This is a genomic window from Paraburkholderia azotifigens (genome assembly GCF_007995085.1).
GTDB classification, from domain to species: Bacteria; Pseudomonadota; Gammaproteobacteria; order Burkholderiales; family Burkholderiaceae; genus Paraburkholderia; species Paraburkholderia azotifigens.
The window spans coordinates 2,214,793-2,231,114 of the sequence record NZ_VOQS01000003.1 but is presented as its reverse complement, the minus strand read 5'-3'; the positions used below and the strand labels follow the sequence as shown (position 1 = coordinate 2,231,114).

At 62.7% G+C, this 16,322-nt stretch carries 13 protein-coding genes and 1 pseudogene; 4 read left to right on the top strand and 10 right to left on the bottom strand.

What is annotated here, in order from left to right; translation table 11 throughout:
- Nucleotides 1-9: 9 nt before the first annotated feature.
- Entirely contained in the window at nt 10-1,149 is a 1,140-nt protein-coding gene (locus FRZ40_RS27230) for a CmpA/NrtA family ABC transporter substrate-binding protein (RefSeq protein WP_147236191.1), read from the top strand.
- Between the two features lie 760 nt (nt 1,150-1,909).
- On the opposite strand, the gene FRZ40_RS27220 is transcribed toward FRZ40_RS27230, so the two are convergent.
- The 4 genes and pseudogenes from FRZ40_RS27220 to FRZ40_RS27205 all read right to left on the bottom strand — a co-directional run.
- On the bottom strand, nt 1,910-2,851 hold the full coding sequence (locus FRZ40_RS27220; protein ID WP_028364766.1) for a choline ABC transporter substrate-binding protein: 942 nt from the start codon (nt 2,849-2,851) through the stop codon (nt 1,910-1,912).
- A gap of 53 nt (nt 2,852-2,904) precedes the next feature.
- A complete protein-coding gene (locus tag FRZ40_RS27215) occupies nt 2,905-3,882 on the bottom strand; it encodes a GlxA family transcriptional regulator (protein WP_028364767.1) in 978 nt (325 codons plus the stop codon).
- A 133-nt stretch (nt 3,883-4,015) separates the two neighbouring features.
- Complete coding sequence (gene choW, locus FRZ40_RS27210; protein ID WP_147236189.1) at nt 4,016-4,921, bottom strand: choline ABC transporter permease subunit; 906 nt, start codon at nt 4,919-4,921, stop codon at nt 4,016-4,018.
- Nucleotides 4,914-6,203 (bottom strand): annotated as a pseudogene (locus tag FRZ40_RS27205) (quaternary amine ABC transporter ATP-binding protein); the annotation flags it as partial. The gene choW and the pseudogene FRZ40_RS27205, both read right to left, overlap by 8 nt.
- Before the next feature lie 364 nt (nt 6,204-6,567).
- On the opposite strand from FRZ40_RS27205, the gene FRZ40_RS27200 reads away from it, so the two are divergent.
- Together FRZ40_RS27200 and FRZ40_RS27195 are read left to right on the top strand one after the other, a co-directional pair.
- Nucleotides 6,568-8,280: an IlvD/Edd family dehydratase gene (locus FRZ40_RS27200; protein ID WP_147236188.1), complete on the top strand. Its 1,713-nt coding sequence runs from the start codon at nt 6,568-6,570 to the stop codon at nt 8,278-8,280.
- A 6-nt stretch (nt 8,281-8,286) separates the two neighbouring features.
- Nucleotides 8,287-9,219, top strand: coding sequence for a dihydrodipicolinate synthase family protein (locus FRZ40_RS27195; protein ID WP_240057290.1), 933 nt, complete (start codon nt 8,287-8,289; stop codon nt 9,217-9,219).
- A 71-nt stretch (nt 9,220-9,290) separates the two neighbouring features.
- On the opposite strand, the gene FRZ40_RS27190 is transcribed toward FRZ40_RS27195, so the two are convergent.
- Entirely contained in the window at nt 9,291-9,512 is a 222-nt protein-coding gene (locus FRZ40_RS27190; RefSeq protein ID WP_147236187.1) for a hypothetical protein, read from the bottom strand.
- Nucleotides 9,513-9,926: 414 nt separating this feature from the next.
- Between FRZ40_RS27190 and FRZ40_RS27185 the strand changes: the two genes are divergently transcribed.
- The gene (locus tag FRZ40_RS27185) at nt 9,927-10,580 is read left to right on the top strand and encodes a response regulator (protein WP_028364773.1); all 654 of its coding nucleotides are present in this window, start codon (nt 9,927-9,929) and stop codon (nt 10,578-10,580) included.
- A 71-nt stretch (nt 10,581-10,651) separates the two neighbouring features.
- On the opposite strand, the gene rhaS is transcribed toward FRZ40_RS27185, so the two are convergent.
- The 5 genes from rhaS to FRZ40_RS27160 all read right to left on the bottom strand — a co-directional run bounded on the left by rhaS (nt 10,652) and on the right by FRZ40_RS27160 (nt 16,289).
- Nucleotides 10,652-11,659 carry a rhamnose ABC transporter substrate-binding protein gene (rhaS, locus tag FRZ40_RS27180; RefSeq protein WP_147236186.1) on the bottom strand — a complete coding sequence of 336 codons (1,008 nt, stop codon included), beginning with the start codon at nt 11,657-11,659 and terminating at the stop codon, nt 10,652-10,654.
- 67 nt (nt 11,660-11,726) lie between these two features.
- On the bottom strand, nt 11,727-12,755 hold the full coding sequence (locus tag FRZ40_RS27175; protein WP_147236185.1) for an ABC transporter permease: 1,029 nt from the start codon (nt 12,753-12,755) through the stop codon (nt 11,727-11,729).
- Nucleotides 12,748-13,809 carry an ABC transporter permease gene (locus FRZ40_RS27170; RefSeq protein ID WP_147236184.1) on the bottom strand — a complete coding sequence of 354 codons (1,062 nt, stop codon included), beginning with the start codon at nt 13,807-13,809 and terminating at the stop codon, nt 12,748-12,750. The genes FRZ40_RS27175 and FRZ40_RS27170 overlap by 8 nt, the downstream gene beginning before the upstream one ends.
- Nucleotides 13,806-15,314 (bottom strand): sugar ABC transporter ATP-binding protein, encoded by a 1,509-nt coding sequence (locus FRZ40_RS27165; protein ID WP_147236808.1) that lies wholly within the window; start codon nt 15,312-15,314, stop codon nt 13,806-13,808. Before FRZ40_RS27165 ends, FRZ40_RS27170 begins: the two co-directional genes overlap by 4 nt.
- Before the next feature lie 81 nt (nt 15,315-15,395).
- A complete protein-coding gene (locus tag FRZ40_RS27160) occupies nt 15,396-16,289 on the bottom strand; it encodes an amidohydrolase family protein (protein WP_147236183.1) in 894 nt (297 codons plus the stop codon).
- Between the last annotated feature and the right edge of the window lie 33 nt (nt 16,290-16,322).

Below are 16,322 nucleotides of genomic sequence, written 5' to 3'. Positions count from 1 at the left end.
GTGCAGCTCATGAACACATCCGCTTACACCTCTTCATCCGACAACCCGGTCAAGCTCGAGAAGACGCACCTGCGGCTCGGCTTCGTCGCGCTCAGCGATGCCGCGCCGCTCGTCGCCGCGAAGCTGCTCGAATTTGGCCACGCGCATGGTCTCACGATCGAATTGCTGAAGCAGCCTTCGTGGGCCGCGATACGCGACAAGCTGCTATCCGGCGATCTCGACGCCGCGCATTCCCTGTACGGCCTCGTCTATGGCGTGCAGCTCGGCGTCGGCGGACCGCAAACGGATATGGCCGTGCTGATGGTATTGAACCGCAACGGACAGGCGATCACGGTATCGAACCGGCTTGCCGCGGCGCTCGACGAGCACAGGACGCTGCCCGCGGCGCTGGCGACACTCGGGCGCAAGCCCGTATTCGCGCAGACCTTTCCGACGGGCACGCATGCAATGTGGCTGTATTACTGGCTCGCGTCGCAAGGCGTGCATCCGTTGCGCGATATCGAGAGCGTGGTGATTCCGCCGCCGCAGATGGTGGACGCGCTCGCGCAGGACCGGCTCGACGGCCTATGCGTCGGCGAGCCGTGGAATGCCGTCGCGCAGGAACAGGGTGTGGGCCGCACGATTGCGTACACGAGCGAGGTGTGGCCTGATCATCCCGAGAAAGTACTCGCAAGCCGGCGCGATTTCGTCACGCGATATCCGAATACGGCGCGCGCGCTTGTGCAGACGATGCTGGAAGCGTGTCGTTGGCTCGATGACGACGAACATCGAGGGGAGATTGCTCGCAGGCTTGCTGGTTCGGAGTTTCTTGGTGTGTCTGTTGAGTCGATTGCTTCGCGGTTGCGGTTGAGTGCGGAAGGGTCCGCCAGGCCTGTGAAGTTCTTTGCTGGCGGTGCTGTGAATTTTCCGCATCCCGCGGAAGGGGTCTGGTTTTTTGCGCAATACGCGCGGTGGGGGATGGCTGAGTGGCGGGATGACTTTGCTCGTATTTCGCGTGAAGTTAATCAGACTGAGTTGTATCGTTCGGCTGCTGGGAATGTTGGTGTGCCCGTTGTTGATAGTGCACCTTCGGTGCGGTTGATCGATGGGCAGGTTTGGGATGGAATCGATGGTCCTGCTTATTTGCAAAGGTTTTCTGTTCGGGCCTAGACGTTCGTTGTTGTGATTTTGTCTTGCGGCGCTTTTGGTTTTTTGCTGCGCTGGCATCCGCGGTTTTCTTCTGGTTTATTAGCGTTGCCCCTGTGCGGGGCGGCACTTACTTTCTTTGCCGCCGCAAAGAAAGTAAGCAAAGAAAGCGGGCTAACACCGCCAGTCCTTGTGTTTGCCTGCGGGCCCCGACGGGTCCCGCACTTCACACGGCAACACAACATTTTGCCCGCGTTGCCAGCGTGCTAACTCACGCATCACCCGCTTCGCGTGCCCGCGTCACGAGTTGCGTTACCAGAATGTCCACGGCCGCCCAGGTGGCAAACGGTGTGTAGGCCGTCGCGATCGACGTGCACCACTCCGGACTGACAAGCGGGATCGGTGTCGTAGGAGCGCGCACGCGTAAGGTGCGACAACCTACACACCGTTTGCCACCTGGGCGGCGCAGACGAGTCGCTGCCGCTGGCTGCGCTACGGGTGACTGGAGTGGGTGATGCGCCTGTTAAAGGCGCTGGCAACGCACATGAAATAGCGTGTTGCCGTGTGGAGTGCGGGACCCGTTGGGGGCCCGCAGGCAAGTACAAGAATTAGCGGTGTGAGCGGCTTTCTTTTGCCTACTTTTCTTTGCCGCTGCAAAGAAAAGTAGGTGCCGCCCCGCATAGGGGCGACGCCTGAAGCGAGACACGAAATCGCGGATGCCAGCGCAGCAAAAGCAAAAGCAAAAAGGCAAAAAATCGCGACCAGCGTCGCAGACAAAAAAACCTTAATGCGCAGAAATATAAGCCTTAACGGCCGGCAAGCCGTCCTTGCCATCCAAAGTCTGCACACCGGCAAGCCACTTATCCAAAGCCTGAGGATTCGCCTTCAACCAGGCCAGCGCAGCCTTGTTGGCATCTTCCTTGTTCATGATGGGCACCATCACATGATTTTCGATGGCCGTCGTGAACTGCAGATTCGACACGAGCTTCGCCGCATTCGGGCAACGCGCCGCGTAATCCGGCGGCGTAGCCGTAAATACCTTGGCCTCGCCGTAGTTAGGCCCAAACACATCGTCGCCGCCGGCAAGATAGTCGATCTTCATCTGCACATTCATCGGATGCGGCTCCCAGCCCAGGAAGACGATCCACTTCTTGTCGCGAATCGCGCGATTCACCTCGACCAGCATTCCCGCCTCGCTCGACTCCACCAGCTTGAACTTGCCGAGCCCGAACTGGTTGCCGTCGATCATCTTCTTGATCAGCGCATTGCCGTCGTTGCCCGGCTCGATCCCGTAGATCTTGCCGTCGAGCTTGTCCGCATACTTCGCGATGTCGCTGAAGTTCTTCAGACCGCCGTTGTACACATAGTCGGGTACGGCCAGCGTGTATTTCGCGCCCGTCAGGTTGGGCGTCGCCAGGACCTTGATCGTGCCCGCCTTCACGAAGGGCTGGATGATCGGGTCCATCGTCGGCGCCCAATAGCCCAGGAACACGTCGATCTGCTTGCTCTTGATGCCCGCAAACGTGATCGGCACGGACGCGATCGTCTTGGTCGGGTTGTAGCCGAGACCCTGGAAGATCGTCGACGCGAGGCCAGTGGTCGCCGCGATATCGGTCCAGCCGACGTCGGCGAAACGGACGTTGCGGCACACGGCGGGATCGGCGGCGTGTGCCGTCGCGGCGGCCGTCGTCAACAAGGCGGCCGCCATCATCAGCTTGCATTTCATCACTTTTCTCCTCAGGGTTGTTCTGGCCGCAGTCGATAACCTTGCTCGACGCGCTAGTTCGCGTGGCGCCGCTCGACGCTCGGCGCATGGCCGAATTGCGCGCGATATGCCTTGCTGAAATGACACGGCGAATGAAAGCCGCAAACGGCTGTCACGCGCGCAATCGATGCATCCGTCGTGCGCAACAGATCGCGCGCGCGACGCAAACGCAACGACAGGTAGTAATGCGTGGGCGACACGCTCAGATAAACCTTGAACATCCGCTGTAAATGGCGCTGCGACAACTGCACCAGCCGCGCGAGTTCTTCGAGCGACAACGGCTCTTCGATGTTCGCCTCCATCAGCCGCACCACTTCGATCAGCTCGGCGCGCGAAAAACCGACGCGCGCATCGACGGGAATCGGCTGCGGGTCGCTCGCGCTGCGAATGCGCTCGAGAATGAACTGCTCCGACACCTGCGCCGCGAGGTTCTGTCCAAAGCGTGAACCGATGAGATCGAGCATCAGATCGAGCGGCGCCGTGCCGCCTGTGCAGGTCAGGCGGTCGCGATCGATCACGAACAGTTCGTCGGCGAAACGCACATGCGGATACTCCCTGTGCAGCGCCGACAGATCCTCCCAATGCACTGAACAGCGATACCCGTCGAGCAGCCCCGCCGCCATCAGCGCGTAAGCGCCCGTGCAAATACCGCCCAGCGGCACGCCTTGCGACGCGGCATCGGCGAGCAAGGTCTTCACGTTCGTATCGACAGCATTGCGTATCTGCGTACCGCCGCACACGATCAGCACATCCGGCATGCCGGATTCTTCGAGCGTGCGCGTCGGCTTCACGGTGAGACCGTTGCTCGCCCGCACGGGCACACCGTCGTGCGTAATGATGGACCATCGATAGTGCTGCGCACGCGATACGTAATTCGCCATTCGCAGCACTTCGACCGCGCTCGTGAACGCGATCATCGAAAAACTGGGTAAGGTCAGAAAACCCACATGCGCAAGATTCGACAACGGCGCTTCAGCCGGGGTAGACGTCACGTCGCGCTCCGTGATGCACAAAGAAAAATGTGTTTGGCCACCGCGAAAGCCCAACGGCTTTCGCGGGACGACCACTATTGGTTCTATTGCAGACGCGCCGGGAACCCGGCGCGCGATTCAATGCGACAAAGATCTAGCTTTGCGCGACAGCGGGCTGTTCGCGGCGCACACGCATCACGCTGCGCAGACCGGCGAAACGCGGTGCCGGCGCCGTGCCGGGCGAGCGGCCGAAGCTCTCGGTGATACGGTCCAGAATGATCGCGAGCAACACGACGGACAGACCGCTTTCGAAACCCAGCCCGATATCGAGGCGCTGAATACTCGCGAGCACATCGTTGCCGAGACCGCCCGCGCCCACCATCGACGCGATGATCACCATCGACAGCGCCATCATGATCGTCTGATTCACGCCCTGCATGATCGACGGCAGCGCATTCGGAATCTGCACCTTGAAGAGCAGTTGCGTCGACGTGCAGCCGAACGCCTGCCCTGCTTCGACGATCTCGCGGTTCACGTGCTTGATGCCGAGGCTCGTCAGACGCACGGCGGGCGGCATGGCGAAGATCACCGTCGACAGAATGCCGGGCACGCGGCCCAGACCGAACAGCATCGCGGCCGGAATCAGATACACGAATGCGGGCATCGTCTGCATCAGGTCGAGAATCGGCCGCACGATCATCTGCACATGCTTGTTCTTCGCGGTCCAGATGCCGAGCGGAATGCCGAACAGCAGGCTGATGATGGTCGAGGACAGCGTGAGGCCCAGCGTGACGACCGTCTGATCCCAGAAGCCGGTCGCCCATATCAGCAACAGCGAGGCCGTGGCGAAGATTCCAAATCGCCAGCCCACGCGCCACAAACCGATCAGGATAAAGAAAGCCATCAGCGCCCACATCGGAATCGCCTGCAGGCCATGCTCGATCATCGCGGCAAAACTCTCGATCGCCTTGCCGATCGAATCGAATGTGCTCGCGTCGTGGTCGAGCAGATAGTGAACGGACTGGTCGACCCAACGGCCGAGTGGAATGATCTCAGACATGGGCACCTCGATTGCGCGTAATGACCTTCAGGACAGCGGCCTGATCGACGGAACCGCAGTAGCGGTCCTCGTCGTCGACCACGGGCAGAGCCGTCGCGCTCGCACACACGCGCGACACGACATGTTCGAGCGGCGCGCCGCGCGAAATGCATTCGACCTTGTTCAGCGACGGCGTCGCGCTGCCGATCGCATCGCGCGTGACGAAGCCGCGGATACGGCGCTCGGCATCGAGCACGAACGCGTATTCGGCGCTGCCGTTAAGCGATTCGGCGACGCTCGTCTGACTCAGATCGCGCACGACGGGCACGCCGTTCGCCTGCATCAGATCGCCCGCCGTCAGATAACGGCTCGTGTCGACACCTTCGAAGAAGGCCCGCACGTAGTCGTCGGCAGGGTTCGCGATGATGTCCTGCGGCGTGCCGATCTGCACCACGCGGCCGCCTTCCATGATCGCGATGCGGCTGCCGATGCGCAGCGCTTCTTCGAGATCGTGAGACACGAACAGGATCGTGCGCTGCTGGTTCTTCTGCAGTTCCAGCAGCACGTTCTGCATTTCCTTGCGCTTGAGGGGGTCGAGCGCCGAGAACGCTTCGTCCATGATCATCAGCGACGGGTTCACGGCGAGCGCACGCGCGAGACCGACACGCTGCTGCATGCCGCCCGACAGTTCCGCCGGCAGCTTGCCCGCGAACGTCGCGAGGCCGACCTGCTCGAGCACGTCGAGCGCGCGCTTCTCGCGCTCCTTGCGTCCCACGCCCGCCACTTCGAGACCGAACGCGGCGTTCGAGAGCACCGTGCGCTGCGGCATCAGTGCAAACGACTGGAACACCATGCTCATGTCGGTGCGGCGCAGCGAGGTCAACTCGGAGCGCTTGATGGCCGCCACGTCGCGGCCATCGATGATGACCTTGCCGGCCGTCGGTTCGACGAGCCGGTTGATGAGACGGATCAGTGTCGACTTGCCGGAGCCCGACAGGCCCATCAGCACGAAAATCTCGCCTTCCTGTACGTCGAAGGACGCGTTGTGGACGCCAACCACATGCCCCGTCCTGGCGAACACTTCGTCTTTCGACGCGCCTCGCGAGAGCATGTCCTGCGCCAGCTTCGGGTTGGGCCCGAAAACCTTACATAAACCTTCGACCATCACCTTTGGGGATTTCATCGAGTCCATCTCCTCGTGGTGCGGGCGCCGGCCCGCACATGTGTGACTACATAGTTGCCAGAAAAAACTCCGCCTAGGCGACTAATTGCGACAGACGCTTGCGGAAATGCGACACAGCCGAAAACGAACGGGCGTTAGCGGACTTGTCTGAGCGTTGTGCGGCAAGGGTTTGCAGCAATGCTGCGATGCGGGATGGGGCGCGGCGCGTGTCGCATATTCGATGGTCCCCGTCCGATGAGCAACGCAGGGACCGCGCCCGCCGGCTTGCGCGACAAGGATGGCACGTGCGACGCGATCATCGGCGGACAGGTTGCGGGATCTGTTGCGATGCAACCGCATCGCGCGGTCAACGTGCGAGACACATCGAATCGCGCCGTGTCGTGCGATGAATGGGCTAAGCTGGATTCGCAACCGCGATACGTCGCACAGCACGAAGCACAGCCCGAAGCAACGCACGAAAAACGAAGCAGAAACGGGAGACCCCATGCGCAAACTCCGCTCGCAAAGCTGGTTCGGCCGCAACGACAAGGACGGCTTCATTCATCGTTCGTGGATGAAGAATCAGGGCATTCCGCACGACGAATTCGATGGCCGCCCCGTTATCGGCATCTGCAATACGTGGTCCGAACTGACGCCCTGCAACGCCCACTTCCGCGAACTCGCGGAGTACGTCAAACGCGGCGTGCGCGAAGCGGGCGGGCTGCCGCTCGAATTCCCCGTAATGTCGCTGGGAGAATCGAATCTGCGGCCCACGGCGATGCTGTTTCGCAACCTCGCTTCGATGGACGTCGAGGAGTCGATACGCGGCAATCCGCTCGACGGCGTGATCCTGCTCGTCGGTTGCGACAAGACCACGCCTGCACTGCTGATGGGCGCGGCGTCGTGCAATCTGCCAGCGCTCGCCGTGTCGGGCGGACCGATGCTCAATGGCCGCTTTCGCGGCCGCACGATCGGCTCGGGCACGGGCGTATGGCAGATGTCCGAGGAAGTGCGCGCAGGCACGATGAGCCAGCAGGAGTTCATCGATGCCGAATCGTGCATGAACCGTTCACGCGGTCATTGCATGACGATGGGCACGGCGTCGACGATGGCGTCGATGGTCGAATCGCTCGGCATCGGTCTGCCGCACAATGCGGCCATTCCCGCCGTCGATGCGCGCCGCCAGGTGCTCGCGCATCTCGCGGGCCGCCGTATCGTCGAGATGGTCCGCGACGATGTGACGATGGACAAGATCCTCACGCGCGAAGCCTTCGAAAATGCGATCCGCACGAACGCGGCGATCGGCGGATCGACGAACGCCGTCGTGCATCTGATTGCACTCGCGCGGCGCATCGGTGTCGATCTCGCGCTCGACGACTGGGAGCTGGGCTCCGATGTGCCGTGTCTCGTGAATCTGCAGCCCTCGGGCGAGTACCTGATGGAAGATTTCTACTACGCGGGCGGCTTGCCTGCCGTATTGCGGCAACTCGGCGAGCAAGGGCTTCTGCATCGCGACGCGTTGACGGTCAACGGCAAAAGCATCTGGGACAACGTCTGCGAAGCACCGAATTACGATCAGAAAGTCATCACGACTTTCGCAGCGCCCTTCAAGCCGCAAGCGGGCATCGCGGTATTGCGCGGCAATCTCGCGCCAGATGGCGCGGTGATCAAGCCGTCGGCAGCGACGGCTTCGCTGCTGAAGCATCGCGGGCGCGCGGTGGTGTTCGAGAACGTCGAAGAACTGCATGCGAAGGTCGACGACGAATCGCTCGACATCGACGAACACTGCGTAATGGTGCTCAAAGGTGCGGGGCCGAAGGGCTATCCGGGATTCGCCGAAGTCGGCAACATGCCGTTGCCGAAAAAAGTGCTGCAAAAAGGCATCACCGACATGGTCCGCATCTCCGATGGCCGCATGAGCGGCACCGCGTATGGCGCCGTCGTGCTGCACGTGTCGCCCGAAGCGGCGGCAGGCGGACCGCTTGCGCTCGTGCAGACGGGCGACATGATCGAACTCGATGTCGCCGCGCGACGCCTGCATCTGGACGTACGGAATGAAGAACTCGAACGGCGGCGCGCCGCCTGGCAAGCGCCCGAACTGCCCGCGCGCGGCTATTACCGCCTCTACGTCGAACACGTGCTGCAAGCGGATCAGGGCGCGGATCTCGACTTTCTCGTGGGCGCGAGTGGTGCGCCCGTGCCGCGCGATTCGCACTGACCCACGATGGCGACCCGACCCGTAGCCTTCGCGCCGCGCGGCATGTGGCCCGTGCTTTACGCGTACTTCGATGCCAACAATGCGCTCGATCCGCGCGCCGTTCGCACGCAGGTCGATCGCACGGTCGAAGCGGGCGCGAACGGCATCGTGATACTCGGTCTTGCTACGGAAGTGAACCGTCTGTCGCTCGAAGAGAAGCAGCGCTTCATCGCGTGGACGGGCGAGCACGTCGCGCATCGGGTGCCGTTCGCCGTGACTATTTCAGGCGACACCGTCGACGCGCAACTCGCATTGGCCGACCATGCTGTCGATCACGGCGCGTCGTCGCTGATCCTGCAGCCGCCGTCGTCGCGTGATCAACCCGAATCGTTCTACTTCGATTTTTTCGCCGATGTGATGCGGCGCGTACACGTGCCCGTCGGCATTCAGAATGCGCCTGAATATCTCGGTGTGGGTTTGTCGGCGCAATCGCTGGTGACGCTTGCAACGCAATGCGCGCCATTTCAGTGGCTCAAAGGCGAAGGCCCGGCGACTGTCATTCAATCGACGATAGAACGCTTGCGCGAACAGGGCAGCGTGCTACCCGTTTTCAACGGACGCGGCGGACAGGAGTCGATCGATAATCTGCGCGCCGGCTGCGCGGGGCTAATCGTCGCGCCCGATTCGTTCGACTGGCAAGCCGCTATTTACAGCGCGTTTGCGGAAGGCGATGAAGACCGTGCACGCACCCTTTACGAACGGATACTGCCCTCGATCGTGTTCGTGATGCAGTCGCTCGACGCGCTGACGTGCTATGGCAAACGCATTGCGGCGTGGCGCATGGGTTTCGATGTCGAGCACGATCGCGGCATGCGTCCGACGGAATTCGGACTCGCGTGTGCGCGCCGCTTTGCTTTAGCGCTCGGTCCGTTTGCAGACCAGCGCAGCTTGCGCCGTTGAGGCAAAAAACAAAAGAGGAAGGCGGACCCACAGTCCGCGCTTCCTCCTTTCGTATCAGCGCAATGCGCTAATTACTGAGCTGCCGATGCCGCTTCGTCGCTGGCTGCCTTGACGGGCGCTGCCTTCTTGTGCGCGTGGTGCTTCTTTGCGTGGTGCTTCTTCGCGTGGTGCTTGGCAACGGGCGCCGATGCGGCTGCCGGTGCTGCTTCCGTAGCCGCGGGAGCCGATGCCTGCGCGAATGCCGCGATCGAGAACAGACCTGCCAGTGCGGCAGCGATGATGTGCTTGTTCATGCTTGATTCCTCAAACCTTTGGTTGTTGACTGACGGCTCGCTTGCCGCCTGACCGGATAGGGTCATCGCTCTAAACGCACCGTCTCGCGAAGCGTTGACGTCTTGCGCGAGGCGCACTTCATTCTTGACACTTCTTTACCACGGAGTGTTTTCGCGCGATTCGCGGTCGCACCTTCCACGAACCAGTTTCATCGATGGAATCCATTTCGCCGTCGGATTTCTTCTAGTCATTCATCCGTCGTACGACAGCCAACTGGCGTAACACATCGACGCATCCATTCGCTTTCCTCACGATATCTGTTTCAATCTCACGCGCGACACTGGATAATGCGCAACTCGCTTCAGAACGGCGCGCCTTGCATCATCGAATTCTCACACGCATAGCGCGCGTCACCGACGCCGCCAGCCCTCATCATGAATGCCACCCGCGACTTCAGGATTGTCATCGCCGACGACCACCCCGTCATCCGCCACGCTGTCATCCATGCATTGAACGAACTTCCCGGCTTTTCAGTCGATGCCGCCGTCAAGTCCGGCACCGAACTGCTCAGCGTGCTGTCGAAGAGCAACTGGGATCTCGTCATCACCGACTTCACGATGGACACAGGCCAACGCGACGCCGACGGCCTCAGCCTGATCGGCCAGTTGCGCAGGCAGCACCCGGACATTCCCATCGTCGTGTTCACCATGCTTAACAATGACGACGTACTCGCGCGCTTATCCCGCTCGGGCATTGCGGGCATCGTCGACAAATGCGAAGGCGTCGAGGAATTCCGTTCGGCCGCGCTCGAAATCATGCATCATCGGCGGCCCTACTTCTCAGAGAAGATCCGCGCGCGTCTGCAGCAGCTGCCGAACGGCAAGGACGGCGGCAAGAACGCCTTGACGAAAAAGGAACTGGAGGTAATCCGCCTGTTCGCGTCGGGGGCGTCGCTGACTGCGATTGCGCGTCAGGTGAACCGGTCCATCTCGACCATCGCCACGCAGAAGAGCACGGCCATGAAGAAGCTCTTTCTGCGAACGAACGCCGATCTCGTCAAATACGCGCAGGAAAACGGGCTCACGTGACGCGACGCCAGTGAAAAGGGCCGCTCGCGGCACGCGAGCGGCCCTTTCTACATCGACCCGCCGGGGTAGCGTCAGAAGTTGAAGCTGTCGATATTGCTTGCGTCGAACGTCGTCGGCGGTCCGAGGATGATCTCGCCTTGCGCGCCGATCGTGCGCTTGCCGAGCTTGCCTGCATCGAACGATTCGCCTTCCTTGCCCGTGATCGCCCCCGACGCCAGACTGGCCGCCGCGTACGCCGCGAGATAGCCCAGCTGGCCCGGATCCCACAACTGGAACGCCTTCACGGTGCCGTTCTTGACGAACGCGCGCATCTGGTTCGGCGTGCCGAGACCCGTCACGGCGACCTTGCCCTTGCTCGACGACGTCGAGATGTAGCGTGCGGCCGCGGCGATCCCGACGGACGTCGGCGCGACGATCGCCTTCAGGTTCGGATACGCCTGCAACAGGCCCTGCGTCTCGACGAACGACTTCTGGTCGTCGTCGTTGCCGTAGGCGATCTTCACGAGCTTCATCTTCGAATACTCGGGCTTCTTCAGTTCATCCTGCATCCACTTGATCCACGTGTTCTGATTGGTCGCGTTGGGCGTCGCGGACAGAATCGCGAACTCGCCCTCACCGCCCATCAGCTTCGACACGAGCTGGATCTGGCCGCGCCCGATGCTCTCCGCGTTGGCCTGATTCACGAACAACTGGCGGCCGTCGGGCGCCGTGTCGGAGTCGAACGTCACGACCTTGATGCCCTGCGACATCGCTTTCTTCAGGTACGGCACGAGCGCGTTCGCATCGTTCGCGGCGATGACGATCGCGTCCTGGCGCTGCGTCGTCAGCGTGTTGATGTACGACACCTGCGACGACGCACCCGCGTCCGACGGACCCACCACCTTCCCCTGCCCCTTGAACTCCTTGATCGCGGCCATGCCGCCGTCGTCGGCGATCACTTCGTACGGGTTGTTGATCTGCTTCGGCACGAACGCGATTTTCAGATCGGGCTTGATGCCGGCCGCGGCCGCCGCGACGCTGACGCCGAGCATGGCCGCGCAGAGCATCATCGCTCCCGCGTGACGCAGTGGTTTGTTCATCTCCTGTCTCCTCGTGGTGATTCGGACTTTGGGTGTCCGGTGGGTTTGAACGGCATGCCGCGCGATGTCACGGCGCAGCCGGTTTCGTCAACGTCTGTGCGGCAATCAGCTTGCGGTCGCGCATTGCGCGCCAGCGTGCGACCAGATTCGGAATCAGCACCGATGCGAGCAGCAGTGCGCCCGTGACGATAGTCAGCGTTTCGCTCGATACGTCGTCGAGCGTGAGCGCGTTCTTCAATACGCCGATGATCAGCAGCGACAGCAGCACGCCGACCATCGACCCGCGTCCGCCGAAAATGCTCACGCCGCCGAACAGCACGGCCGCGATCACCGACAGCTCGAAGCCTTCGCCGTTGTCGCCGCGCGCGCTCGTGAAGCGCAGCGTGTAGACGATGCCCGCGAGCGCGCTCATGAAGCCCGACAGCACGAACAGACGCAGCCGCACCTTCGCGACCTCGATGCCCGAGAACGCGGCCGCCGTCGGGTTCGCGCCGATCGCGTAGAGGCTGCGGCCGAACGCCGTCGCCTGCAGCAGCACGGTGAACAGCACCGCGCACACGATGACGATCACGAACGGCAGCGGGATGAACGTGCCGAACAGCGTATCCATGCCGAACGCCGTATAGCCCGCGGGAAAATCCGCGACGGCCTGATCGCCGAGCAGCACATACGAGAGCCCGCGAAACAGCGCGAGCGTGCCGATCGTCACGGCGAGCGAAGGCAGATTCAGCCTGACGATCACGAGGCCGTTGAACAGCCCGGCAATCATGCCGAACATCAGCACGAGCGCGATCACGGCGGGCATCGGCAGGCCCATATGCCACAGCACGCCCATCAGCGCGCTCGACGCGCCGAGCACCGATGCCACAGAGAGATCAATATCCGCCGCGACGATGACCAGCGTCATCGGCAGCGCCATCAGCGCGATCTCGGTCAGGTCGGCCAGTACGTTGCTGAGGTTCGCACCCGTCAGGAACACGGGCGACAGCACGCGCCCCAGACCGAGCGACGCAATCAGCACGACCACCAGCAGGGTCTCCCAGCGCAGCGGCGTTTCGCGTTTGCGCGTGAGCAGCGCGGAATCGGGTTTAGCCATGATCGCGTTTCCTCATCATGCGTTTGGCGACGGAGCGGGCGAGCAATGTATCGGCGGCAATGGCCGCGACGATCAGCGCGCCTTCGATCGCCTGCTCCCAGAACGGCGACACGTGCAGCACGACGAGCGCGATGCTGATCACACCGAGCACGAGCGCACCGAGCGTCGCGCCGAGGATCGTGCCGACGCCGCCCGAGATCGCCACGCTGCCGACCACGGCGGCCGCGACGACCTGCAGTTCGATGCCCTTCGCAGTGCTGGCGTCGACGGTGCCGAAACGCGCGAGCCATAGCGCGCCCGCGAAACCTGCAATCGCGCCCGACAGCAGAAAACCCGACATCACGCGCCGCTCGACGTTGACGCCTGCCAGCCGCGCGGCTTCCGGGTTCGAGCCGATCGCGTAGTGCTCGCGTCCCGCGCGGAAGTGCTTCAGATAGAACGACAATGCGAACAGCACGACGGCGGCGATCAGCGCGAGCGTCGGAATGCCGAGCAGCGTGCCCGTCGCGAGACGCGAATAGGCCTCGGGCAGACTCGTGGCGTTGATCTGGCCGCCGTGCACCCACGCATAGTCCGCACCGCGAAAAATGTAGAGCGTCGACAGGGTCGCGACCAGCGAAGGCACGCGCCCCACCGCGATGAGCAGCGCATTGATGCCGCCCGCGACCAGCCCGATCGCGACGCCCGCCAGCAGCGCGACGAGCACGGGCATATGCGGAAACGCCACATACAGGCTGCCCACCGCGTATGCACTGATCCCGACCGTCGAACCGACGGACAGATCGATATGCCGCATCAGGATCACGACCGTCATGCCCGCCGTGAGCAAGCTGATGATCGACACGTTGAGCAGCACGTCGCGCAGATTCTGCAGATTCAGGAACTGCGGCCGCGCGAGCGACGTGCCGAGTATCAGCAGGATCAGCACCACGAAAAGCGTGGTCTCGCGGCTCTTCGCGAGCGCGCCGACGATGCCGCCCGGTCCCGAACGCGTGCGCTGCAGCGGCGCGTGCTCGATGGACGCTGCGTTTGAATGAGTCGAATGACGGATCATGCTGCGCGCCCCAGTAGTGCCGCCGATTGCCCGAGTGCCGCGCTCATGATCCGCTCCTCGCTCGCGTCGGCGCGTGAAATCTCCGCGGTGATGCGGCCTTCGTGCATCACGAGCACGCGGTCGGCCATGCCGAGCACTTCGGGCAGTTCGCTCGAAATCATCAGCACGGCCATGCCTTCCTGTACGAGTTCGGACAGCGCGCCATACACTTCGGCCTTCGCGCCGACATCGATGCCGCGCGTCGGCTCGTCGATGATCAGCACCTTCGGGCCCGTCGCGAGCCACTTGCCGAGCACCACTTTCTGCTGGTTGCCGCCCGACAGCGTGCCGACAGGCGCGGACGGATCGCTCGCCTTCAGGCGCAGGCGTGTGCCCCAGCGCGTGGCGAGCTGCGTTTCGCTGCGCGTCGAGATGAGACCGTGACGCACGAGCCGTCCGAGCACCGTCATCGACGCATTGCGCGCGATGCTCAACTCCAGCGCGAGTCCTTGCTGACGGCGGTCTTCCGGCACGAGCGCAAGGCCCGCGCGCACAGCGGCAGCGGGATTGCCCGTCGCGAGCCGCTTGCCCGCGATCTGCACGTCGCCCGAATCGATGGGATCGATGCCGAAGATCGCGCGCGCCACTTCGCTGCGGCCCGCGCCGACCAGGCCCGCCAGCGCGACGATTTCTCCTGCGCGCACATCGAACGAAATATCCTTGAACACGCCGGTGCGCGTCAGATTGCGCACCGACAGACGCACGTCGCCTGGCGTCACGTCCGCCTTCGGATAGAACGTCTCCAGATCGCGCCCGACCATCTTCGCGACCACCGACTCCGTTGTCATGTCCGAAGTCGGCGCATCGAACACCTTCGCGCCGTCGCGCATGATCGTGACGTGCTGCGTCAACGCGAACACTTCGTCGAGCCGGTGCGTGATGAACAGGATCGCGACGTCACGCTCGCGCAGCTTGCGCACGATCGCGAACAGCCGTTCCACTTCCGGCAGCGACAGCGCCGCCGTCGGCTCGTCCATGATCAGCACGTTCGCGTTCAACGACAGCGCTTTCGCGATCTCGATCACCTGCTGATCGGCGATCGACAGCCCGCGCACGAGGCGGTCCGCGCGCAGATCGACGCCGAGCGACGCCAGCAGTCCGTCCACTTCCTTGTGCATCGCATCGTGCTGGATGCGGCCGAAGCGGTCGACGGGCTGCCGTCCCATGAAGATGTTCTCGGCGATCGACAGATCGAAGAACAGCGTCGGTTCCTGATAGATGACGGCGAGTCCCGCATCGCGCGCTTCGGCAGGCGTCGCGAAGCGGCGCTCGATACCGTCGATGCGCAATTCGCCCGCATCCGGCTGATGCACGCCGGCGAGAATTTTCACGAGCGTCGATTTGCCCGCGCCGTTCTCGCCGAGCAGTGCATGCACTTCGCCGGGCCAGAGCACGAGTTCGCCGTCCGACAGCGCGCGCACGCGCCCGAAGGTCTTGCTCGCATGCCGCAGTTCGAGCCTCGGCACGTCATGAGTGTGTTCGTGTTGCTGTTGCTGCACCCTCGCCTCCTTCTCATGCTTGCGGATGCTTCAGATCCTTCAGATCCTTCAGATCCGATAGAGCCGCTCTGCGTTGCGCACGAATAGCGCGCCTTTCTCCGTGTCGCTCGCCGCGCCCACGATCGCCGCATACGCGCGCCACAAGTCGCCGTATGCGCCGAACTGCCTGTCCACCGGAAAGTTCGACGCGAACATCGCGCGCTCGACGCCGAACGTATCGATGGTTTCGAGCACGTAAGGCCGCAGGCTTTCGACTGTCCACGCGTGATCGAACATCGCGAGCCCGCTGATCTTCACGGCGACGTTCGGGCGCTGCGCGAGCGTCTTCATGCCTTCGCGCCAGGCGCGATAGCCGCCGACGCTGTTGCGATCGACGAACATGCCCGCGTGATTGATGATGAACTGCGTATCGTGATGCTCGTTTGCGAGCGCGGCCAGTTCGTCCATCTGCGACGGATAGAGCTGTGCATCGAACGACATGCCGTGCCTGCGCAGCAGCCTGAAGTTCTCGCGCCACGTCGCGTCGCGCATGAAGTGGCGGCCGACATAGTCGTACAGCTTGTCGTGATGCACGTTGAGGATTTGCCGCACGCCGCGCGTGTTGGCGAAAGCGGCGTGCCGTTCGAGTACTTGTGCGGCATTGGTTGCGCACAGATCGACGGCCGCGACGATGCCGTTGGGCATCGCGCGCGAATCGGCTGCATCGGCGACCTCTTGCAGCCAGCGCGTCTCTTCGACGGGATCTTCGGGATCGTGATTGGCCTCGACGTGCACACACTTGAGCAGTTCGATCTCGCCCGCGTCTTTCAGCAAATCGGCGATCAGGTAGTCGTGCTTCAGCGCGCGCGCATCGCCGACGAACGACACGCCGGGATTGGCGAGCCAGGGGTAGTGATGCGTCTTCAGATCCCACAGATGAATGTGCGGGTCGACAACTTTCATGGCGCGTCCTTCGTCGCCGGCGCGAATGCGCCG

Bases quoted from the DNA above. Each gene is read 5' to 3' on its own strand.
- FRZ40_RS27195 (WP_240057290.1), top strand. From the start codon at position 8,287: ATGGCGACCCGACCCGTAGCCTTCGCGCCGCGCGGCATGTGGCCCGTG.
- FRZ40_RS27160 (WP_147236183.1), bottom strand. From the start codon at position 16,289: ATGAAAGTTGTCGACCCGCACATTCATCTGTGGGATCTGAAGACGCAT.
- choW (WP_147236189.1), bottom strand. From the start codon at position 4,921: ATGTCTGAGATCATTCCACTCGGCCGTTGGGTCGACCAGTCCGTTCAC.
- FRZ40_RS27200 (WP_147236188.1), top strand. From the start codon at position 6,568: ATGCGCAAACTCCGCTCGCAAAGCTGGTTCGGCCGCAACGACAAGGAC.
- FRZ40_RS27185 (WP_028364773.1), top strand. From the start codon at position 9,927: ATGAATGCCACCCGCGACTTCAGGATTGTCATCGCCGACGACCACCCC.
- FRZ40_RS27220 (WP_028364766.1), bottom strand. From the start codon at position 2,851: ATGAAATGCAAGCTGATGATGGCGGCCGCCTTGTTGACGACGGCCGCC.
- rhaS (WP_147236186.1), bottom strand. From the start codon at position 11,659: ATGAACAAACCACTGCGTCACGCGGGAGCGATGATGCTCTGCGCGGCC.
- FRZ40_RS27190 (WP_147236187.1), bottom strand. From the start codon at position 9,512: ATGAACAAGCACATCATCGCTGCCGCACTGGCAGGTCTGTTCTCGATC.
- FRZ40_RS27175 (WP_147236185.1), bottom strand. From the start codon at position 12,755: ATGGCTAAACCCGATTCCGCGCTGCTCACGCGCAAACGCGAAACGCCG.
- FRZ40_RS27230 (WP_147236191.1), top strand. From the start codon at position 10: ATGAACACATCCGCTTACACCTCTTCATCCGACAACCCGGTCAAGCTC.
- FRZ40_RS27170 (WP_147236184.1), bottom strand. From the start codon at position 13,809: ATGATCCGTCATTCGACTCATTCAAACGCAGCGTCCATCGAGCACGCG.